The sequence below is a fragment of the Staphylococcus argensis genome (assembly GCF_002902305.1).
GTDB classification, from domain to species: domain Bacteria; phylum Bacillota; class Bacilli; order Staphylococcales; family Staphylococcaceae; genus Staphylococcus; species Staphylococcus argensis.
On record NZ_PPPX01000016.1, the window covers coordinates 163,421 to 185,734 of the forward strand.

At 37.2% G+C, this 22,314-nt stretch carries 21 protein-coding genes; 4 read left to right on the forward strand and 17 right to left on the reverse strand.

The features are described 5' to 3' along the window. The 7 genes from CD039_RS09680 to CD039_RS09710 form a co-directional block, all read right to left on the reverse strand. A partial coding sequence (locus CD039_RS09680) for an Ig-like domain-containing protein (protein WP_240595137.1) occupies positions 1-3,663 on the reverse strand: 3,663 nt, incomplete at its 3' end. Continuing rightward, entirely contained in the window at positions 3,660-4,799 is a 1,140-nt protein-coding gene (locus tag CD039_RS09685; RefSeq protein WP_103372135.1) for a hypothetical protein, read from the reverse strand. The genes CD039_RS09685 and CD039_RS09680, both read right to left, overlap by 4 nt. 54 nt (positions 4,800-4,853) lie before the next feature. Beyond that, positions 4,854-5,996, reverse strand: coding sequence for a YSIRK-type signal peptide-containing protein (locus CD039_RS09690; protein WP_167386258.1), 1,143 nt, complete (start codon positions 5,994-5,996; stop codon positions 4,854-4,856). Positions 5,997-6,640: 644 nt separating this feature from the next. Continuing rightward, positions 6,641-7,678, reverse strand: a complete 1,038-nt coding sequence (locus tag CD039_RS09695) for a sensor histidine kinase (protein ID WP_103372137.1) — start codon at positions 7,676-7,678, stop codon at positions 6,641-6,643. After that, a complete protein-coding gene (locus CD039_RS09700) occupies positions 7,679-8,362 on the reverse strand; it encodes a response regulator transcription factor (protein WP_103372138.1) in 684 nt (227 codons plus the stop codon). It abuts the gene before it with no gap. Continuing rightward, the gene (locus CD039_RS09705; RefSeq protein ID WP_390612096.1) at positions 8,340-8,798 is read right to left on the reverse strand and encodes a DoxX family membrane protein; all 459 of its coding nucleotides are present in this window, start codon (positions 8,796-8,798) and stop codon (positions 8,340-8,342) included. Before CD039_RS09705 ends, CD039_RS09700 begins: the two co-directional genes overlap by 23 nt. Positions 8,799-8,945: 147 nt before the next feature. Continuing rightward, positions 8,946-9,404, reverse strand: a complete 459-nt coding sequence (locus tag CD039_RS09710) for a DM13 domain-containing protein (protein WP_049407432.1) — start codon at positions 9,402-9,404, stop codon at positions 8,946-8,948. Between the two features lie 271 nt (positions 9,405-9,675). Here CD039_RS09710 and CD039_RS09715 point away from each other — a divergent pair, with 271 nt between their 5' ends. Genes CD039_RS09715 through CD039_RS09725 form a run of 3 tightly spaced genes read left to right on the forward strand, consistent with a single transcriptional unit; the run spans position 9,676 to position 11,340 of the window. Further along, positions 9,676-9,999: a PadR family transcriptional regulator gene (locus CD039_RS09715; protein ID WP_049411610.1), complete on the forward strand. Its 324-nt coding sequence runs from the start codon at positions 9,676-9,678 to the stop codon at positions 9,997-9,999. Next, positions 9,992-10,552: a DUF1129 family protein gene (locus CD039_RS09720; RefSeq protein WP_103372140.1), complete on the forward strand. Its 561-nt coding sequence runs from the start codon at positions 9,992-9,994 to the stop codon at positions 10,550-10,552. The genes CD039_RS09715 and CD039_RS09720 overlap by 8 nt, the downstream gene beginning before the upstream one ends. Next, positions 10,549-11,340 carry a DUF4097 family beta strand repeat-containing protein gene (locus CD039_RS09725; protein ID WP_167386259.1) on the forward strand — a complete coding sequence of 264 codons (792 nt, stop codon included), beginning with the start codon at positions 10,549-10,551 and terminating at the stop codon, positions 11,338-11,340. The genes CD039_RS09720 and CD039_RS09725 overlap by 4 nt, the downstream gene beginning before the upstream one ends. Positions 11,341-11,423: 83 nt before the next feature. Here the strand turns inward: CD039_RS09725 and gmpC are convergent, their stop codons facing one another. The 9 genes from gmpC to CD039_RS09770 form a co-directional block, all read right to left on the reverse strand. Further along, the gene (gene gmpC / locus CD039_RS09730; RefSeq protein ID WP_103372142.1) at positions 11,424-12,263 is read right to left on the reverse strand and encodes a dipeptide ABC transporter glycylmethionine-binding lipoprotein; all 840 of its coding nucleotides are present in this window, start codon (positions 12,261-12,263) and stop codon (positions 11,424-11,426) included. 57 nt (positions 12,264-12,320) lie between these two features. Then, positions 12,321-12,980: a methionine ABC transporter permease gene (locus tag CD039_RS09735; protein WP_103372143.1), complete on the reverse strand. Its 660-nt coding sequence runs from the start codon at positions 12,978-12,980 to the stop codon at positions 12,321-12,323. Further along, positions 12,980-14,008, reverse strand: a complete 1,029-nt coding sequence (locus CD039_RS09740; protein WP_103372144.1) for a methionine ABC transporter ATP-binding protein — start codon at positions 14,006-14,008, stop codon at positions 12,980-12,982. The genes CD039_RS09735 and CD039_RS09740 overlap by 1 nt, the downstream gene beginning before the upstream one ends. Positions 14,009-14,274: 266 nt before the next feature. Then, complete coding sequence (locus CD039_RS09745) at positions 14,275-14,958, reverse strand: 6-carboxyhexanoate--CoA ligase (RefSeq protein WP_103372145.1); 684 nt, start codon at positions 14,956-14,958, stop codon at positions 14,275-14,277. Next, positions 14,951-16,084, reverse strand: coding sequence for an aminotransferase class I/II-fold pyridoxal phosphate-dependent enzyme (locus CD039_RS09750; RefSeq protein WP_103372146.1), 1,134 nt, complete (start codon positions 16,082-16,084; stop codon positions 14,951-14,953). The genes CD039_RS09745 and CD039_RS09750 overlap by 8 nt, the downstream gene beginning before the upstream one ends. An 18-nt stretch (positions 16,085-16,102) precedes the next feature. Beyond that, positions 16,103-17,470 carry an adenosylmethionine--8-amino-7-oxononanoate transaminase gene (bioA, locus tag CD039_RS09755; protein ID WP_103372147.1) on the reverse strand — a complete coding sequence of 456 codons (1,368 nt, stop codon included), beginning with the start codon at positions 17,468-17,470 and terminating at the stop codon, positions 16,103-16,105. Next, entirely contained in the window at positions 17,451-18,140 is a 690-nt protein-coding gene (bioD, locus tag CD039_RS09760; RefSeq protein WP_103372148.1) for a dethiobiotin synthase, read from the reverse strand. Before bioD ends, bioA begins: the two co-directional genes overlap by 20 nt. A gap of 200 nt (positions 18,141-18,340) precedes the next feature. Then, positions 18,341-18,868 (reverse strand): hypothetical protein, encoded by a 528-nt coding sequence (locus CD039_RS09765; RefSeq protein ID WP_103372149.1) that lies wholly within the window; start codon positions 18,866-18,868, stop codon positions 18,341-18,343. Between the two features lie 56 nt (positions 18,869-18,924). Then, the gene (locus tag CD039_RS09770) at positions 18,925-20,298 is read right to left on the reverse strand and encodes a YqeG family HAD IIIA-type phosphatase (RefSeq protein ID WP_240595139.1); all 1,374 of its coding nucleotides are present in this window, start codon (positions 20,296-20,298) and stop codon (positions 18,925-18,927) included. Positions 20,299-20,437: 139 nt separating this feature from the next. Between CD039_RS09770 and CD039_RS09775 the strand changes: the two genes are divergently transcribed. Next, positions 20,438-21,121, forward strand: coding sequence for a hypothetical protein (locus CD039_RS09775; protein WP_103372150.1), 684 nt, complete (start codon positions 20,438-20,440; stop codon positions 21,119-21,121). Between the two features lie 94 nt (positions 21,122-21,215). Here CD039_RS09775 and CD039_RS09780 read toward each other — a convergent pair whose 3' ends face one another. Further along, positions 21,216-22,064 carry a YitT family protein gene (locus CD039_RS09780; protein ID WP_103372151.1) on the reverse strand — a complete coding sequence of 283 codons (849 nt, stop codon included), beginning with the start codon at positions 22,062-22,064 and terminating at the stop codon, positions 21,216-21,218. Between the last annotated feature and the right edge of the window lie 250 nt (positions 22,065-22,314).

Below are 22,314 nucleotides of genomic sequence, written 5' to 3' on the forward strand. Positions count from 1 at the left end.
AACTTCTGATCCTGGCTCAGCCTTACCTTTAATAGTGTCATCTTCACTATTCACATCATTCGCTGTTGGCGCATCTGGTGCTGTTTTATCTGCCACTGTTGTTGTTGCTTTATCTGAAGTATTACCTGCTTTATCTGTCGCAGTGACTTCAAGTTCTTCGCCACCTTGTAAGTTGACCTCGTCAGGAATTTTAACAGTGTAGTTTCCGTCCTCATCAGCAGTAGCTGTACCTGTTTTATCTCCTGGGAAGTGAACTTTAACTGTAGATCCTGGTTCTGCCTTACCAGTCACTTCTTTATCTGTGCTATTTACACCTTTAACTGATGGTTTGTCTGGCGCAGTTTTATCTGCAACTGGAAGTTTCGCTGGCGTAGACTCATTGTCATGCGCATCAGTAGCTGTAACTGTTAACTCTTCGCCACCTTTGAGATCTACTTTGCTAGGGATTTCAACTGTAAAGTTACCGTCTTTGTCTGTATCACCTGTTGCTGTCGTGCCATCTGGGAACGTGACTTTAATGTGAGAATTTGGCTCTGCTGTACCTGTAATGTGTTTATCAGCGCTTGTTACGCCATCTACTTTAGGTATTTCTGGAGCTGTTGTATCTGTTACAGTCTTAGTTTCTGCTTGAGAAGTATTACCTGCTTTATCTGTTGCTGTAACGTTTAACTCTTCCTCACCTTTAAGGTCAATGTTCTCAGGAATATCTACTGTATAACGACCGTTATCGTCTGTTTCACCTGTCGCAGTTGTACCGTCTGGGAACGTCACAGTTACCGTAGATTTCGGCTCAGCTTGACCTGTAATATGTTTGCTATCACTTGTTACATCATCCACAGATGGTTTGTCCGGCGCTGTTGTGTCAGTAACTGTTACTGTCTTCGCATCTGACGTATTACCGTCTTTGTCTGCGGCAGTCACACTGATTTCGTCGTCACCATTTAACTCGACACCTTCTGGAATGTCTACAGTATAGTTTCCGTCTTTATCTGCTGTTGCTGTGCCAGTTTTGTCGCCTGGGAAGTGAACTGTCACTGTTGAGTTTGGTTCAGCACTACCTGTCACTTTCTTACTATCTGTAGTTACGTCATTCACTTGTGGAACGTCTGGTGCTGTTTCATCTTTAACTGTAACTTCAGTTGTTTCAGAAGTATTACCATTCGCATCTTTAGCAGTAACTTGAAGTTCTTCGTCACCTTTAAGTGTCACACCTTTTGGTAAGCCTGCAGTGAAGTTACCATCTTTGTCTGCTGTCGCTTTCGTCTGTTGTCCACCTGGGAATGTAACCGTAACTTCTGAATTTGGCTCAGCAGTTCCTGTAACCTTGTCACTATTACTAGTTACTTTGTTGACTTCTGGTTTCTCTGGAGCCGTTTTATCTTCAACTGTTACATGAGTAGCTTCAGACTCGTTGTCATCTTTGTCTGTCGCTGTAACTGTGAGATCTTCGCCACCAGTTAATTCAACGTCATCTGGAATATCTACTGTGTATTTACCGTTATCATCGGCTGTTGCTGTACCAGTCTTGTTACCAGGGAATGAAACTTTCACTGTAGAACCTGGTTCCGCTTCACCTGTGACAGTCTTATCCGTACTGTTCACATCATCAACTGTTGGTGCGTCTGGTGCAGTCTTGTCTCCTACTGTGACAGAACTTGGCGCTGAAGTATTGTCGTTATCGTCCACAGCAATAACGTTCAGTTGTTCGCCACCTTTAAGATGAGCATCTTTAGGAATGTCTACACTGAAGTTACCTTGATCGTCTGCTTTACCTTCAGACTCTCCGCCATTAGGAAACGTCACTTTCACAGTTGAGCCTGGTTCAGCTGTACCAGTCACTTTATTGTCGTTACTATTCACATCTTTAACTTCAGGTGCATCTGGAGCTGTCTTATCTGATACTACAGTATGTGCTGGTTCAGAGACGTTATCTTTTTTATCTTTAGCGGTTACATCAAGATTCTCGCCGCCTTTGAGAGTAACATCGTCAGGAATCTTCACAGTGTAATTACCATTGTCGTCTGCTGTCGCTGTACCTGTTTTATTGTCAGGGAAGTGTACAGTTACTTCTGAGCCTGGTTCGGCTGTACCTGTTACTTCTTTATCTGTACTATTCACACCTACGACTGTTGGAACATCAGGTGCTGTCTTGTCTTCTACAGTAGTAGAACCTTCTTTAGATACGTTACCGTCAATGTCTTTTGCTGTAGCAGTGATTTTTTCTCCACCTTTGAGCTTCAAGTCGCTTGGGATTTCGGCGTTATAACGGCCGTCTTTGCCTGCATGTGATTCAACATCTGTACCATTTGGAAAATGCACGGTAACGATTGAGTTAGGTTCAGCTGTACCTTCTACAATTTTATCCTCACTACTCACATCGTTTACTGTAGGGGCATCAGGTGCTGTATCGTCCTTAACTACAGTTGTCGTAGCTGGTGAAGTATTACCATCTTCTGTTGCAGTGACTTTCAATGTTTCACGACCGTCTAGTTTCTTGTCACCTAGATCGATTGTGTAGTTACCTTGATCATCGGCTTGTGTATCTAGCGTTGAGCCATCTGGGAATTCAACTGTTACAGTTGTGTTGGCTTTCGCTGTACATGTAAGTGACTTATCTTCACTTGAAACGGGTTTGATTGTTGGTGCTTCAGGTGCACGTTTATTGATAACTTTCGTGCTATTTGACTCAGAAATATTACCTGCATCATCTTCAGAAGTGACTGTGATATTGTCGCCACCGTTGAGTTCAAGATCTTTTGGAAGATCTACAGAATATTCACCTTCATCATTAGCTTTTGCATTCACCGTGTCACCATTAGGTAATTTCACGTGAACAGTTGAGCCTGCTTCTGCCTTACCACTAATTGACGTGTTATTTGTAGTTACTTCGTCGATTGTTGGTTGGTTTGGCGCAGTCTTATCATCAACTGTCACTGTGTCTGAAGGATCACTTTCTTTTCCATTTTTACTAGCAGTAGAAGTCAATTCTGTACCTGCTTTCAATGGATTGTCTAAGTGAATCGTACCTGAACTTTGACCATCAGGAATATCAACTGTACCGACTGTATTACCATCTTTGTCTCTCACCGTTACAGTTGAACCACCTGTACCATTAACGATAACTTCATTGTCTTTATCGCTAACTGGATTGATTGTTGGTGCTGACACTTTAGAAGTGTCTACAATCTTGAATGTGTTTGTCTCGTCGTTATCGTAGTCAGGTGAATCAATCGCAATAGTGTACGTACCTTCTGGTGTTTTAGGAATATTTACGCTAAAGGAACCATCAGCGTTTACTGTACCTGTACCAACTGTTTCACCATCTGAATTGATAACTTTCGAAGTTTGAGTCGCTGCACCGTCTTTCAATGGCACAGAACCACTTACTACTGTGTCATCTGTAGTAATATCAGATGCTTTCGGTTGGCCTACGAGTGGAGATGTCTTGTAGTTCACTACTTCGTCGCCGTCATTCTTGCCGTCACCATCAGTGTCAGGGTTGAATGGATCAGAATGTGTATTTTGACGTTCATAGTTATCGAGTAAGCCATCTCTATCATAGTCTTGGATTGCAAGCGTTGATGTACCAAGCGTGTTATTGATGAGTTTACCTTTGTTATCAGTTAAGTAACCGTTGAAGTTGAAGAGTTCTTTTTGTTTCACGTTTCACGGATGAGATTTCCATCATCATCGTATTCTGCATCTTTAGTTAAAATGTTGTTAGGACTCTGATTGAATTTCAAGACGATACGAATACCGATTGGCTCAGGAGTTGAGTTGTTAAATTCAATCAACTTGTTCATATCTTTAGCTGTAATTGAACCTTTACCATCTTTATCTAATGAAAGATCTGCAACCTTATTTTTTGCATTGTAATCTTTATTGAAACCTGACAAACCTTCATAATCATGCAAATGGAGTTCAGCTCCTGAAATGTATGGTAAAAGGTCTTTATCAATTTGATAGTTGTATGTCCACTCTTTATTATCAGCATACAAGTTGTAGCTGAAAATGCTATTTTTCATAATGGTTTGATCTAGCAACAAACCACCATGTTCTCCAATATCTTGATTATATTGAACAGAACCTGAACTTCCTAGGAAAGATTTCTGGTTAGCATCAGATAAATCTTTTTCTTTATCAGTGAGCTCTTTATCAACATCTGTTAAGAAGTAACCACTATTTTCTGCTGTACGAATAATTTTATTTGTTTCATCATTTCGTACATAGATATGGTAGTTTAACTTATCGTTCTCTAGGTTTTCCTCTTTTAAAATATTTTCAACGGTATCATCAAGTTCAATTTTACCGTTCTCAGCTGTGTAAGTCGCTAAGATAGTCGCACCACCAAAGAGACCGCCTTCCGCACGAATATAGTTGACTTCCCAAGTGTCTGTCAATTCGCCATTTTCATTTTTAAGTCGTTTGAATTCAACGGGTGTACTTCTATTCATTGGATTAGCTGAGATTTTTGTAACGTGTTTGGCTAGACGTGGATCCAAGTTCAAATCAATTTTATATCTATCTAAAGAGTTAGATCCTGACATATAATTGTGAATCTTGAATGGAATCGTCGTTGATTTCTTAGCCTCATCACTATCTAAGCTATCTGGATCAAACATCATTTGCGCAAAAGTATAGTTATCTTCATAACCTAAAGATTTAGTGACTTTCGTATCTTTCGCTGCACGTGTCACAGCTTCCGTTGAATAAGCACTAAAGAATGCTGAACCTGGACGAATGGCTTGTGGTGAATCTTTATCTTTTTGATTTGCGAATTGGATTAAAGCAGATTTCAATACTTTATCTGAAATTGTCGCATTGGAATCTTTGTCATAATCAATGTCTGCATCTTAAAGCACAGATTTCGCTTGTTCGTCGCCAAGTTGGTCTTTCAAGTAATCATTAACTGTGTCTTCTTTACCTTTAGAATCTGTGTCGTCTAACTTAGATTGTAATTCGTCTTTTTTCTCGTCAGAATCTGAAGCTTTTGTATCTTTTGTGTCTTGGTTTTCGTTATCTGATTTGTCTTTTCCTTGTTCTACTGCTTCTGAGTCATCTTCATCTGATTCTGTTTCTTTATCAGATGATTTATCGTCAGACTTTTCGTCTGTCTGATCTTCATCTGATTTGTCATCAGCTTGCTTTTCTTCAGATTTATCTTCATCAGACTTATCTTCATTGGATTGAGATTCGCTATCAGACTCTGCTTTATCTGAACCTTTTTTAGATTGTTCTTCTTTTTGACTATTTTTATCCGAATTTTCATCAGCTGATTGTGAATCATCTTTAGCTTCATTATCAGATTTACCTTTATCATCGTCGCTAGATTGTTCTTTGTCAGACTCAGCAGCGTTGTCGTTTGAAACGTTATCGTCAGACGTGTCTTGTTTATCCGCGTCATCTTTAGTTGAATGATTGTCAGCTTGATCCTGTTTTTCAGTTTCGTTTACATGTGAATCATCATTACTTGTCTCGTCGTCAGAAGCATTTTTATCAGTTGCGTCTTCGTCAGTTGTAGCTTGTTTAGCGTCTGACTTATGTACGTCATCAGCATCTGAGGCTGGCTGATCTACGTCATCTTGTGAAGGATTACTTTGATCATCTGAAGCTTGTGATTGAGAGGAAGAAGGTTGTGAAGTTTCGTTAGAATCTTGTGATGACTGAGCAGTTTCTTCAGTATTTGATTCTTGTGGTGATTGATTATCTTGATTTGTGTCGTTATTTACTTGAGGATCATGTGCTGTCTCTTGTGATGATGTGTCGTGAGATGTAGTTGAATGATTAGAATCGTCACTCGAACTTTGGCTATCATTTGCACTCACACTACTTTGTGCATCGTTCGTTTCAGCCGCTTTCGCATCATTATTGATACCAAATACAAGTGTCGCACCAATTAAGATAGATGCTGTACCGACTGTGAAACGTCGTATAGAGTATTTGTTATTTCTGTTCGGAATGAAATCTAATTTTCCTTGTGGTTTTCTCTTTCTCAAATTAACTACCCCCGAAATTATTGGTAATGTAAAATGTTTATTCCCTAATGAAATAGAGACTATAATTTTATCTACCACAATGTACCACGAAACTAAACAGATATCTACACATTTATTTATGAATAGAATTACTTACATTTGTTAATGTTTTTCATAGTTAACTTTTTGTATAAAATCAGAAATGGTTTATGTAACTATTCTTATTTCATTTGAATTTGTTGATATGTGTAAATCAATATACTTAGGTTCACTAATTTTTCTGTCACTTAATTCAAACTCAGTAAAATTCAGGATTACGAGGAAATAAAGATTATTTTTTTACTCAAATCAATTAAATTTAACAGATTAGAGTCGTTTTGGATATGTAGACATTACTTAATTGAATACAATACAGTTTTGTAATATATAACGAAGAGACTCTTTTAAACGAACTTTGATAGCGGTCAACTACTTATCCATTTGCTTTCACTCTTACGAAAAAAAATTAAAAAAATTTATTTCGACCTTAGTTTGAGTGGGTCACTTTTCTAATTTGCGATACTGAATTGTGCATTGAAGTAAAAACTACATCTATAACAGAGCAGTCTGTTTTTTTCAAAAACGAAAAAAGAGCTACGATAATTCAACTATCGTAACTCAATAATTTAACTCGTTTCTTCTATCATTGGAAATTTCACCATCATCTTCGTCCCTTTTCCAAGTTCGCTTTCAACTTCTATACTTGCGCCAATCTGTTCAGCTAAAGATTGCGCAATATACAGGCCGAGGCCAGAACCTCCTGTTTGCAGATTTCGAGATTGTTCTACGCGATAAGTACGGTCATGTGCGATGTCATCTTCCGCAATACCTATCCCTTGATCAATGACAGAAACAGAAATTTGATGTGTATCATCTTCCTTAATTTCTACAATAATCGGTGTACCTGAATCTGAGAATTTCAATGCGTTGTCTATCAAATTTGAAATAATCCGTTCTAAAGCGACCTTGTCTTGTTGGAAACGAGGTATCTGCTTAGGCATTCTCAAATCTAACTGGCGGTGCTCTTCTTCGATACGTTGTTGGAAGGCATCAAAGATAGGAAGGAGTAACTGATCCATCTGAATGGCTGATTGGGGTCTTGAAGCATCACTTAGCGTCACCACGGCAGTTAAATCATCAAACATTTGACTCAATCGTTCGCTTTGGTCAATCAACACTTGATGTGCGTGCCTTTCCGGTTCTTCCCCTTGAATTACACCATCTTTCAACGCTTCGGAATAGGATTTAATACTAGCTAGCGGCGTCTTTAAATCATGCGCGAGATTCTGTATCATATGTACCTTTTCCGTTTGTTCCTCTTGAATTTGAGTCATCTGATCCTGTACGCGTTCGACCATATAATGAAAGGAATCGTTAAGTTCACTCAATTCTCGAGGCGTGTGAATATCAATTTTTTCTATATTAAAATACCCTTCAGACACTTTCTGAGTTTGTAGATTCAACTTTTCCAACCGATGAATCGTAGGTACAAGGAAAGTCATCGCTATCATTACAGTGATCAAACTGGATATAAGTGAAAATGCCGTTAATACAAGTGTTTGATGAACGTCGAACCACATCATTTTATAAAGCACAAGAAGAAAAAGTGTAGAAATGACGATGGAACTAATGAAAGATATGAATAACTGTTTGCGTATCGTCATCTAACCCCTCCTCTGGAACTTGTAACCCAGTCCCCAAACTGTACTAATTTCATAATCCTCATAATGATGCACATCCAATTTCTCACGAATTCTGTGAATATGGACGTTGAGAGTATTCATATCTTCATAATATTCATAGCCCCAAACTTGTTCGAGTAAATCTGTCTTTGATAGCGCCTCATCCACGTGTGTTGCGAAATACCATAACAATTCAAATTCTTTAACGCGAAAATTAATAACTTCACCATTAACCGTCGCCGTTTTCGTCACATTATTCAACGTCAGTGAACCCAACGCTAACGTTTCTTGAGAACGGGACGATTTGTTTACACGTGCCAAAAGATTTTTAGCACGAATTACAAGTTCACGGGGGCTAAATGGCTTTTTAATATAATCATCAGCCCCTAACATGAGACCATAAATCGTCTCAGATTCCGTCGTCTTGGCAGTGAGATAAATATATGGAATATCGAGCTGCATCGCTTTCATTTCTTGAACAACTGCATAGCCGTCCTTCTCCGGCATCATAATATCGAGAATGAGCAAATCGATTTCATTGGTCAACAACGCAATGGCCTCTTGACCATTCGCAGCTGTCGAAACCTGATAACCTTCAAACTCGAAGTATGTCTTACATATGTCGCGAATCGCCTCTTCATCATCAACGATTAGTATATGTTCCATCCTTATCAGTCCTTAGCTGTGATCTCTTAAAGAAGTGTGACAAACTCAGCGTCTGTAACGTCTCTTTATTCATTAACAATATTATAAAGAAAAATAGCTGTAATGGGTACGTAAATATCATATCTGCGAGAAGATAATTTAACATCACAAATACACCAAAGAAACTGGCAGAATATGATAAAATGCCCAAAATCAATCCAAGACCTATCGCAATTTCGCCCAGCGGAATCATCCAGTGAAATAGCTCTAATTGATGCGCGACGACATGACTAAAGAAGTATTTGTACCAGTCGGGTGAATCTTGGTTCGACTGAATAACAGGAACGAGTCCATCTACCGCAAATCCCCCGGTCAATTTCTCGAAACCTTGTTTTAGAATCACGATTCCAGAGCCTAAACGTATGAGTAAGACAACCACTTTCCAAATTAATTTCAACATTGATACCCTCGTCCTTTCTATTATTAAAAAATGAGATAGAACTGATTGTAGTGTCATCACATCCTATCTCATTCCTACCGCTTACTGAGGTCAAAGTTCAGTTTCTAAGAATTTAGCTGCTTTTGGGGAGCAATTTCTCATTCTTTATTTCAACATCGCATTACCAAATACGACATGTGCTTTATCGCAATAAATCGTTACGCTATCATAATCTTTCATATCGACGTCTTTAAGATCGAAAGTTTGTTCTTTCTTGTCATACATTACTTTGTCGATCTTCATACCATTTTTAACGTCGCCATTTTTCGTTAAATACACGTGTAAGTCGGGACCTTTTGAAGATTTGAAATCAGTGAGCATGAGTTTGTTGTCTTTAATCATCGCCTTACCTTCGACCATTTGTTTATTTTCGCCTTTAAACATGCCCTCTTTCATCATTTTGTTAGATTTTGAATCTTTCATGTTGTCTTTTTTATCCATTTTACTTTCCATCTTGTTGTCATCAGATTTCTTCATATCTTTGTCGTCGTCCATATTTCCGCATGCCCCAAGTAGTAGAGATGTTGCAACAGTTGTAGAGATAAGTAGTGATTTAATTTTCATTGTGAGTTCCTTCTTTCATTTAATTTTTACAATTCTTATCTTAATCTGGATGGTCACCGAATCCCATTAACTGTTTATTAATCATTCTTAACTAATTCTTAACTGTTCAATAACTCGATTTAAGCGGCTTGAAAGTGCGCTATTTCGCGTTTTAGTAAAATGATTTTAGCTATATTTAACACAGTACCTTGCAATGTATAATAGTAGGTGCTATATTAAATATGTCACTACTATACAATGTTTAATACTGAATGATGTGGAGGTCTAAATATTGAACATACAATTTAAGAAAGGTGCCTTGGAATTCATCGTCTTGTTGATTATTCAGGGCGAAGATCAATATGGATATTCCTTAGTGCAACGCATCACACCAAGAATTAGCATTTCAGAAGGCACAGTTTATCCATTATTGCGCCGCCTCGTTAAAGACGATTACCTCACAACGTATTTCAAAGCGTCTACTGAAGGTCCGGCGCGTAAATACTACAGTATTACCGAAAGCGGCCAGGCGCGTTTAGCTACGTTACTCGACGAATGGCGCAGTTTCACTGAAGCAATTGATTTATTTTTAGAGGAGAGTGAGATTAATGACTAAAAATGAATATTTGAAGCAGTTGGATAAGCATCTCAAGCACGTCACTAAAGAAGATCGCCAAGATGTGCTAGCTGAATATGAAACGCATTTCATTAGTGGTCAGAAAGACGGTAAATCTGAAGAAGAAATCGCACGCGAGCTCGGCAATCCGAAGCAACTTGCGCGCGAATTGAATGCGACGTTAGCTGTGGAAAGCGCGAAATCAGAGGGCGGTTCTAAGAACATTGGTAAAGCCATTCTTGCAGTCATGGGCTTAAGTTTACTCAACTTCTTTATTGTGCTCATTCCCGCATTCTTCTTACTAATGATTTTAATCGGACTCGTAGCAATCGGAATCACCCTACTCATGTTCCCAGTCTTTTTAATCGTCAAAGCAGTGAACCCTGAACACGGACCCGTAGAGCACGGCGACATATACATCACCATCGCAAGTATCGGCGTATTGATGATGCTCATCGTCGTATTGATTGTAGCTGTAAAATGGATTAGCAAACTATTTATCAAATATCTTAAATGGAACATTCATGTCGTGAAAGGAAGTGCTTCAGCATGAGAAAGATATTAGGTATCGTCTTTGTAGTTGGGTTTATCCTCGCTGTCGTGTTTGGATTTCTGGGACTAAAAGATATGAAAGAAGAAGCTAAGCATACTAAAAGTTCTACATTAGTAGATAAAAATATAGAAGGTGATGTTAAAAATTTAAATATCGAAAGTAGTTCCGGTGATGTGAAGATTAAAAAAGGCGAAAAGTTTCACGTGAAAATCGTCGGACCTAAAGACAAGGTAAATGCGAAAGCAGTTAACAATAAAGGTACTTTAAACATCTCAAATAGTATGAAGAAAAAAGTTATCTCTTTCAATATTTTTAATAATAACGAAAATACGATTGAAGTCACTGTGCCACATCAACTTAAAAATACAAAGTTAAACTCCTACTCCTTATACACATCAATTAATGAGTTAGATAGTGAGAATACTACACTTAATAATGATTCTGGATATATATCAGTTACAAATAGTAACTTAGGTAAACTTTCAGCAAATAACGATTCTGGAGATATAAATATAGAGAAGTCTAAGTTTAAGAAAGGTCATTTTGATAACGACTCTGGAGATATTAATGTTTCAAACACACCTATAGACATCCCAATGGATATTACAAATGATAGCGGCGATGTTAACTTTAGTTATGATAAAGCGCTCAAAGATACTAAAATAAACTCTAAAAATGATTCGGGAGATATGAATATAGAAAGAAATGAATTGAAAAATGGTAAAGTTGGAAATGGAACGCATGTCATTAATGTTGATAACGATTCTGGAGATGTTAATTTTAATTAGTTAGAAATAAGTGAGACGAATTCTAATTTTCGTCTCACTTGTTTGTTTCTATAAAGCCTAATTATGAATATCTCCGCATTAAATTATTTTTCTAAGCTTTTTTCTATATCTTCAATTTCTTTCTGTGATAAATTGATTGGTTTTTCTCCGTCTTTAGTATCCTTTTTCAACGCTTCTTGAGGCTCTTTAGAATGATATAACTTAATTAACTTTTTATATGTTTTATTATCTTTATCTTTGTCATTCAATGCCACAATATTAATATAAGGTTTTACTGAGTCTGAACTTGCTTTTTCTAAATAAATAGGGTCGTTTTTAGGATCTAATCCTGCTTTCGAAGCTACCCCATTATTTACTACAGCGAAGTCCACATCATCTAAAGCACGAGCAGTTTGTTGCGCATCAACCACTTTAATCTTTAAGTCTTTAATATTATTTTCAATATCTTTAGGAGAAGCCGTTAATCCTGCGTCTTTTTTTAATTTAATTAACCCTGCTTTTTCTAAAAGTTTTAATGAACGCGCTTGGTTAGAAACATCATTAGGGATTACTACTTCAGCACCATTTTTAACATCTTTAATATTTTTTATTTTCTTAGAGTATATACCTAATGGTGCTAAAACTGTTGTACTTGCTGCTGAAATCTTGGCATCTTTATGTGCTTTCTTGTATTCATTCAAAAATGCAAAATGTTGGAAAGCGTTCATATCAATATCTCCATCACTTAATGCTTTGTTAGGTACATTGTAATCAGAGAATTGTTTAATTTCTAAGTCAATTCCATCTTTTTTAGCTAATTCTTTAACTTTCTCCCATGCTTTAGTGTCATTTGAAGCGACACCCAATACTACTTTTTTATTATTACTACCACACGCTGAAAATACTAATAATGCTGCAATCAATAATATAATCAATTTTTTCATGTTGTTGAATCCTCCTATAATCGCTTTTAACCTTGTAACTAAAACCAGTTTATTAAACTAATTACGACGAATACGCTTAGAAAGAAAGTTCCCTAAAGATTGGATAATTTGAACTAATATCACTAGTACAATTACAGTAATGATAATGACAATCGTATCGAAACGTTGATAACCATATGCTAGAGCTAAATCACCAATACCACCGCCTCCGACTGCACCAGCCATAGCAGTTCCACCAATTAATCCAATTATCGCTGTAGTAATAGCTAATATAATTGAACCTAATGCTTCAGGTAATAAAAAATAACGAATGATTTGAATCGGGGATTCTCCCATCGCTTTCGCCGATTCAATAATACCTTCATCTACTTCTAACAATGAGTTTTCTACTAAACGCGCTATATATGGAGCTACATAAACTGTCAGTGGAACGATAGCAGCCGTTGTCCCTATAGAAGTACCAACGAGTAGCTTGGTAAAAGGAACAATAGCAATAAGTAGAATAATAAATGGTATTGACCTTAAAATATTAATAACTGGATTAAGCAAATGATATAAAAATACATTAGACCATATGCCATTTTTTCGAGTAATGACTAATAAAACACCTAAAGGAATACCAATGATTGCACCTATAATAAGTGAGACGGTAACCATGTATAATGTTTCGTATAAAGCTTGAATGAGTTGAGACGAATCAATACTTGAACCAAACATTAGGCAAGCACCTCCTCATACCGAATGTGCTGTTCATCGAAATAGCATTCAATATCTTCTATCTTAAAGTGAGGATTATGTTCAAATCTCAACCATAAATAGCACACTGTTTCTTTTTGTATCGTTGACATTGATGAAAATAATATATTGATATCCACCTGATACTTATCTGCTAATTCTCTAACTATTGGCAGTATTATCTGTTTAGAATCTAAAAATAATTTATAATCAGTATAATTACTTGATTCTACCGTATTGAACGCTTCACGTAATTCTTTCGGAGGTTCAGTGGTTATAACAGTTGAAACGAAATTTTTAGCTGTTTGTGTTTGAGGTATACTAAACACATCTTTTACAGAACCGATTTCGACTACCTCACCGTCTTCCATTACTGCTACTCGATTACATATTTCTTGAATCACACTCATTTCGTGAGTAATAAGTAATATAGTGACTCCAAATGTTTCGTTCACATTTCTTAGTAGTTTGAGAATTGAATCTGTTGTAGCAGGATCTAACGCACTTGTTGCCTCATCACATAATAGTATTTTAGGATTAGTAACTAGTGCACGTGCAATGGCTACGCGTTGCTTTTGACCTCCTGATAATTCATCTGGATATTGGTTTCTTTTATCAGATAATCCTACAAACTCCAACATCTCTATAACTTTTTCACTTATTTCTTTTTTCGATTTTTTGCTTAAAATTAACGGCACAGCTACATTCTTAAAAACTGTCGCAGAATTCAGCAAATTGAAATGTTGAAAAATCATTCCTATATCTTTTTTAACTCTTCTCAATTCTTTTTCTCTATATGTATCAAGTTCGTGTCCATCGACTGTCACTTGCCCCGATGAGACACGTTCGAGTTGATTAACCAAACGTATCAATGTACTTTTACCAGCACCACTGTATCCTATAACACCAAAGATGTCTCCCTCTTTCACAGTAAAAGATATATCCTTAAGTGCATGTATTTTTTCCTTCTTTTTATAAAAGATTTTATTTACATTCCTAAATTCAATCATCTTACCTCCTCCTTGCTGTAGTCGTAATATGTAGATAAGAGTAAGTTAATTTTATGTAAACTAAATTCATGAGTCAATAACAATTTCTAATTTTCTAAAAATTGTCTCGATTTACCTCTCTCTTTTCCCACAATTTTGCTATAACATTTCATTAAAGTTACTTATAGTTTATAAATTTAAAGTTCTTACCCCCTATAAAAAGGGAGCAAGAACTTAAATTCCTACTACACCCGCAGTCTTAAACTCCTAAAATTCACCGAGCACCTCTAATAATTCACCTGTTTCGGCACCGATTCTAGAAATTCTGTATAGTCTTCGATATTTAGACTGTCCTCAACGAAAACAATACGTCCACCTGCACGACTATTATCTTCTTTAACTTTATATAATCGATGATATCCTGAGCTTTTTGTCGCAAAGTAACCCGTAGTATAATGCAGGTCATCCGAAACGCATAGTTCTCCTTGGACGGCGTCGTGATGTGTCAGTATCGTTGCCAACGATAGAGAATCTTGAACGCGTTCTTTCAACTGAATATGTTTTTGAGTGTTTTTGAAACAAAAGCGAGTGGCACGCACGCCACGCTTACCAGTCTGATCTAAACGCTCTCCTGTTTGTGCCGATAGAATGAGCGCGCCTGTGTACCGTGTGTCGTCATGGATGTAATCCAAACCTCGTTCAAGAGCTTGCTTAGTTATGCCATTTTCTGCACATAATTTCATTAAATCCACATGTTTTTCATCAATAATTTGAAGAGCAGAAAGTTGAATTAAAGGCTCCGTCACCTGTTCAATCTTAAGATTCAGGAAATCACTTTTACCATTTTGATGATTGAACCCTTTTCTAAAAAAATGTTGTATCGCTGTCTCAATATCTTGTTCTTCGCATATCGTTTCCGCACCACTAATATGTTCATTGTCTTGGGTCGCGCGCATCTTCACACTAAACATCTGTTTCTTCATCTTCTTTCTGTTTTAAAATGATTTGAAATAATCGATCGACATCTGATTTTTGATGATAATAGGTTAACGAAAAACGTAAAGTCGGATGGCTGACAGTCGGATAGCGGAAATAACTCACCAAGATTCCAGCTCCCATTAAAGCTTGATAATAACTTTCCGCTTCATCATGATTATCAAATTCAATACTTTTAATCGGTGTCTCTAGTGCACACTTTTTACCTAAACAAGCAAATAACTGCTCATTAAAGTAACGACTCAAGTGCTTTAAATGTTGCCTTCTATTAGGTTCATCTATCATAGCTTGTATGTTTCTTAAGATAAAATATAGGTTCGTCGTAGGCATACTGCTAGAATAAATTAATGCACGGCCAGTGTTTACAAGAAGTTCTTTGAATAACTCGCTACACAGTATAACGCCACCGTGTGCACCTACACTTTTAGACAAACTGGCAGTAACTACATATATATTCTGATAATCGTCAAAGAAATCTAACCCGAGTCCATGCGAATCATCGACAATCAGCCAAGTATTCGGAAACTGACGCTTCAACTCAACCAAATATTCAATATCTGCTAAGTCACCGTTTGTTGAAAATACACTATCTGTCACGATCAATTTCGTACTATTTGGATGTGCTGCTAACCGTCGCTCTAAATCTTGATAATTCAAATGAGGATATATTTCCTTGGAAATACGGCTCAATTTCAGCCCGTCGATAATACTCGCATGATTCTCACTATCTGAGAATGCAATGACGTCTTCACCTTTAAAGGCATTGAACAGCGCCAAATTGGCATCATATCCACTATTCATAATTACCGCATCTTCGAAATTAAAGTGCTGACTCAATAATTCTTCAATTTTTGTATATAACGTTGAGTTGCCACTTACGAGGCGTGAACTCGCTAAATTATTACCAAATTCTTCTATATAAGAACTGAAATCTTTAATATTGAGCGGAAGTTGCGCTAAACCTAAGTAATCATTCGAAGTAAAGTTTATATAATCACGTTCTCCCAAACGAATCGTCTTACCTTCGATATGATGTACTTCTTTCAAGGTTCTATAGCGCTGTTGTTGCTTCAATTGACTCAACTTTTGAGTTATATCCATCCTATCAAGCTCACTTTTCTAAAATTCGTACTGCCCTAGTTCCTCAAGCAATACTTCAGTGAAGATATCCGCCATTTTCTTAACTTCTTTCTTGCTCATACTTAATATCGGAACGAAAGTAATAATATTTTCCAAATTACGGATCATTAAGCCACGCTTTTTACATTCGTGAATGATACGCTCAACAGTTGGAATATTGAGAGGTTCGCCAGTCTCTTTAGATTCCACAAGCTCTACGGCATACATTAAACCGCGGCCACGCACATCACCTACGTTAGGATGCGTACTCAATTTTCGTAATTTCTTACTCAAGATAGCTGAAGTTTGTTGAATTTGTTTTAACAGTTTTCGCTTCTCAAACAGACGAATATTCTCTAAAGCGACAGCACACACGATTTGATTTCCTGTATACGTATGGCCATGGAAAAATGTCTTTTCAGCATGTGAATTACTGAGGAAAGCATCGTAAATTTTTTGAGAAGTGAGCGTCGCAGCTAACGGTAGGTACCCTCCAGTAATCGTCTTACCTAGACACATGATATCTGGCTTCACATCTTCGTGATAGCACGCAAACATTTGTCCAGTACGACCGAAACCAACCGCGACTTCGTCTACAATTAATAAGATATTATGCTTACGACAAAGTTTCTCCACGCCTTTTAGAAAGCCAGCAGGATGAACAAACAGACCCGTCGCACCTTGAATCAACGGCTCCATCACGAACCCTACAATCTCATCTGCTCTTTCTTGGAGAATCGTATCAATATGCGTCAGAATCGATTCCACCATTTCCTCTTCGGATTCATAATCACTATGATAGAAAGATGGACAATCAACCTGGATATTTTCAAAAATCAAGTCATTGAAAATCTTATGAAATGCGTCGATACCACCCACACTTACTGAACCAATCGTGTCCCCGTGATAACCATTATGTAATGTGATGAACTTATTCTTTTTCGCATATTTGACTGGATCAAGATTTTTCCAATATTGATAAGCCATCTTAATCGCAATCTCAACAGCTGCACTTCCTGTATCTGAATAGAAGACCTTCTTCAGACTTTCCGGTGTAATTCGAACGAGTTGTTCCGCAAGCTCAATAGACGGGATATTTGAAGAACCCAACAAAGTAGAATGCGCAATATTGTCCAACTGCTTATGTATCGCTTTGTTCAATTTCTTATCATTGTGCCCGTGCACATTCACCCACAGCGAAGCATAGCCATCTAAATATTTATTCCCTTTCGTATCATAGAGGTAGCTACCTTTCCCTTTTTCAATAATGATTGGGTCGTGCTTGGAATACACCCCCATTTGCGTGAACGGATGCCACACATATTCTAAATTTTTATTCACCAAATCCTCATGCTTTTGAAGATTCATCATTTCTGACTCCTTTCAGTTGTTTTAGTATACATTTTGGAATTTCTGAGGCTGTCCCATTTTCTGGAAAAGTTTCAACGTCTTGATGCAATAAATCTTTTACTGTTAAAAGATTGTCCTGTTCTACATCAGTATTTGAATAACGATTCATGATAAGTGTGTTGGAAGGTAAATTCTGCGACTCTAAGTAACGCTGATGTACAACAATGTCACCAATTGCTCCTAGTTTAGAAGGCACGACACTAATAATGTGAGCAGCGCCAGTATCCTTAATGAGATCAGCCGTCATGTACCATTCTTTGTCACTGTTATGTATTGGAACTGCTATGCCACCCGCACCTTCGATTAGCACAATGTCATGTCTTGTGGCTAATTCTTCAGCACGGTCAATGATTACTTGTCTATCGAACATTTGATGCGGTTCTCTCTTAAATGCCAGATGTGGAGAGATTGGATCTTTAAATTTATACAGTGAGGTCGTTTCATAGCTCAATCCACACTCTGCCTTGTACATTTCCAAATCTGGATAGGTTCCATCAGGCATTTCTTCAGTTTGAAAAGGTTTGAATATCGTGACGTTGTATCCTTCATTTTTCAGAAAGTGATACAGATTCACTGTAACGTAGGTCTTACCAACATCCGTATTCGTACTTGTAATAAAAATATTCATTTTTCTCACCAGTTACTTTAAAAATTTAATAGGATATTTATATCTTAAATTGAAAATCGGCAATTGTAAACCTAGTAAAAATATAAGTTAACATTAAGGGTATAATTAATGTTAATTAGCGAGAACTCTTTAAGGACTATAAACACAGAAAAAGCGAGACAACACTCTGCCCCGCTTCTACTCAATGGCCTTTGCCACTTCTATTCAACTTCTCTGCTTTTATTTAAAAATTTTTGAAGTAATGCATTCTCATAACTTAAAATATCGATAGCCACAATCTCATCTTTATTGATAGATACCTCTGTTTGCGTGAAATCTTCAAAATTAATAGCATGCATAAAAATTTCTTTTTCAAAAACTGACTCTATATAACCAATATAAATCTCTTCATACGTATCTGTAACTATGGTGTAAATATCTTTAGAATCTCGCATCATATGAAATGCATTTTCTAAATTACTGTAGTTTTCATCATTTATTTCCAAACCTAAAGGATTATAGATGTCGTTTTCGATATGATTTCTTCTATTAAACTCCATCAATTCAAGATATTTCGATGAGCTAACGAATCCCCCTACGTTAGCTTTCGGGCGAAGTTGAATACTATCGAATTGTCCTTTCTCATCAAGCGTTTCAATAATAAATAACTCCTCAGTCTCAGCCAATATGCTTCCAAACGTAAAGTTTTCTTTATCATTTTCCAGATAAATTTCGTGTAACTTTGACATCAACATCACTTCTTTCTATTTTTCGAGCTTTGTTGTTAGTATCTAAACTTTCTTCGTTACTCACTCTTAATCTGATCTTCTGGGATTAAATCATAATCAAACATGACTTCAGAACGGTTATCCAATAAGAGTTCACGGTCAATTTCTTTAGAAGTGGTCGCATCTTCCGTAACTTTGTAGATTTTTGATTTACGATAGTATTTGCCATTTTCTTTCACGAACCGATGATTTTCTTCCTCTAAATGATATTTCCAAGGAAAGGCCGCTTCACTTCTCAATTCACCATACAATGTTTCATCAGCGACCCATAAGCAGATTTGTATTTTCTGCGAAGTTGGATTTTTAAAACGATAGTCCACGTAATTGTAAGAAACTGACGTCCCATTCTGAAATGGTTTACGCTCTCCTTGATCAGGCGCGAGCGCATCAGAATGTGCGTGGAATTCAGTGATTTGAAGTGGACTATGAATCACGAGCAAATGTAGATTATTTGCCAAGTTACAAATTCCGCCACCCATGCCGGCCTGAACTTGATTATTCACGATAACTCGGCCATCTTTATAGCCGTTTTTCTTATTAATTTTTCCTACGAGTTTCCAAAAAGAGAATTCTTCTCCAGGATTAATCACAATTCCATCAATTTTTGAAGCTGCTAAATCAATATTGTCAGCTTTATTCGTTTGTAGCACAGGGTCGATACCTGGACCTTTTTTAATCAAATATGAAGAAACGGTATGAACCACATTCGGTAATTTCAATTTTTGTCGATGTTGCGCAAACTTTTTACGCCCTTTCAAATCTTGAATATGGCGTTTCGCTGTTTCTTTTTTAACTGCTAAATCATAAAGTTTCGGATATCTTTCGCTTAAAGGCTTACGTTCTGTCATGTCTGTCTCCTTAATTTGATGTTGTAGTGGTGAGCGTTGTTGAATTTTAAATATTTTACCCACCTTTAGTAAAAGCTGTTCTACGCGACGTTTCTTACCAATCTTCGTCTCATCTTCGTGCATCAAAAATTTCACTAATATATTCGCTAAACCACATTTATTTGCGCCATCAATATCTGTAAATAATTGGTCGCCAATTACGTTGATTTGATCTTTAGGAAGGTCTAAACGCTCAACTGCTTTATGAAAATTTCTCACATCCGGCTTATCTGCCATCGGAATAAATTCTGTTTGGATATGACGGTTAAACTCACTAATACGCGCCTCACTATTATTTGATAATAATAATGTTTTAAAGCCTATATTATGTATTTCTGTGAACAAAGCATCTACTTTCTCTGTAGTGTCCGCTCCGTGTGGAACTAATGTGCCATCAATATCAAAGATGAGTCCTCTGTAACCCACATCATATAGATTTTTATAATTGATATCATAAACGCTCTCGCTCAAGGCGTCAGGCATATATCTTCGTAGTAAATTCATGTTTTTTATACCTCACTGAAAAAGATTTTTATAAAAAAATACAATAAAACTATTGTTATATTCACTCTATAAGTGTAAACTGTCCACATAAGAAAATCAATAGTCTATAAAGTGACACACAGCAAAGGGAGAGAGAAACGTGCATCACAGTAATTTAATCGTTATGCTTACATATCAAGACTTTACAGTTCAGAACGCATATCAAATCTTCGAGGAGTGCAAAGATACGGCAGCACAGTATTGGGGATTTAAAGATAAAGGCTTACCAGAAATTGAAATGAAAGAATTGTTTAATTACATGAAGTCATGTGGTAAAACCACAGTTTTGGAAGTCGTTGAATATGATGAAGCTAAAAGTTTAGAGGGCGCGGAACTTGCTAAAGCATGTGGCGCAGATATTCTCATGGGAACGACTTATTTCGACTCCGTCAACACGTTCTGTTTAGCCAATCACATCACTTATCTTCCATTCGCTGGAGAAGTTGTAGGTCGTCCATCGATACTCAAAGGTGACATCTCACAAATTGTTGAACAAGCTCAAAAGCTATCAGAGCGAGGTGTTAGTGGATTTGACCTATTAGGTTATCGACATGAGGAAACACCTGAAGCGTTAATTGAGGCTTTTGTAGAAGCAAACGATTTACCCGTATGCGTTGCGGGCAGCATCGATAGTTATGACAAACTCGATTTCATTAAACGCGTGAATCCATGGGCATTCACGATAGGGAGCGCCTTCTTCGATCACAAATTTGATGGTTCCTTTAGCGAACAAATTGATAAAGTGGTTCAGTATATCAGCCAAGAAGACGCCCTTCCTAGTTAATCAACGTTATGAGATAAAAAACGTACCCTAACCGTCTTAAACTTCAACTTTCGGTTAGGGTACATTCATATTATTCAACTTTAAGACATCCGTCCTACTGCATTTTCATAAATCCGTTACCTAAGACGTCTCGTACATCGTGGATGACTAAGAAAGCATTGGAATCGTGCGCGTTGACGATCTTTTTAATACGCGCCAGTTGGTTCTGAGGCACGACAACGTAAAGTACGTTCGTTTGTCGACGTTCGTAGCCTCCTACACCGTTAAGCAACGTAGATCCACGGCCTGTTTCATAATGAATTTGATCGCTAATTTCACCATTATACTCAGAAATGATGGTTATGGCCTTCTTAGGATTGAAACCTTCAATAACGAACGCCATGCATTTTTCCACAATAAAGAGCATAACAATGGTATAAAGTACATTCTCAATATCTATCGTAATTAAGAAAGAGAGGACAATGAGCGTATCTAGGACGAATAGCGCTTGCGCCGTCTTCACTTCCGTATATTTATCGATAATCTTCGCGATAACTGACGTACCACCGAGTGTACTGCGAGCTGAAATAACGAAACCTGTACCAATTCCGATAAACGCCCCACCGAAGATACTGTTAATAAAGTCTGACTGTAGATGCAAGTTGAAAGATTCCGTGAGCGCTAGCCAAACCGAACTCGCAATCACCGTGATCAGCGTATAAATCGCTGTCGTCTTGCTTAAGTACTTCCAACCTACTGCGATGAGGATGATGTTGATGATGAATGACGTGAGCGCTGGTGAGAGGCCGAGCGTATACTTGAGATTTAAGGAAATACCGACCGTACCGCCTTCACCGAGGTTTGCTGCGATGATAAAAGCATTGACGCCCACCGCAATGAGGAATGTACCTAGCAAGCAGAAAATAATATTTTTAGTGTGAATTTGAATAGCTTTCTTACTCATATTCACTTGTCCTCCCTTCCTACTATAGAATCAATCTCCTTTAGTAAAATTTTTATTTCTTGAATACTGGACAAAACAAAAAGAACCTTTTAGATTTTCGCTAAAAAGTCCTAAATATTCATTATTGCTATCGTTCTTGTCACACGCAATTTCTAATCATAATAAAGATTTCTTGCTTTTACAACACAAGCAGGTTAGGAAAATTTGACATTTCTATTAAGACAGATAAGGACGGGGTTGAAGATGGCTT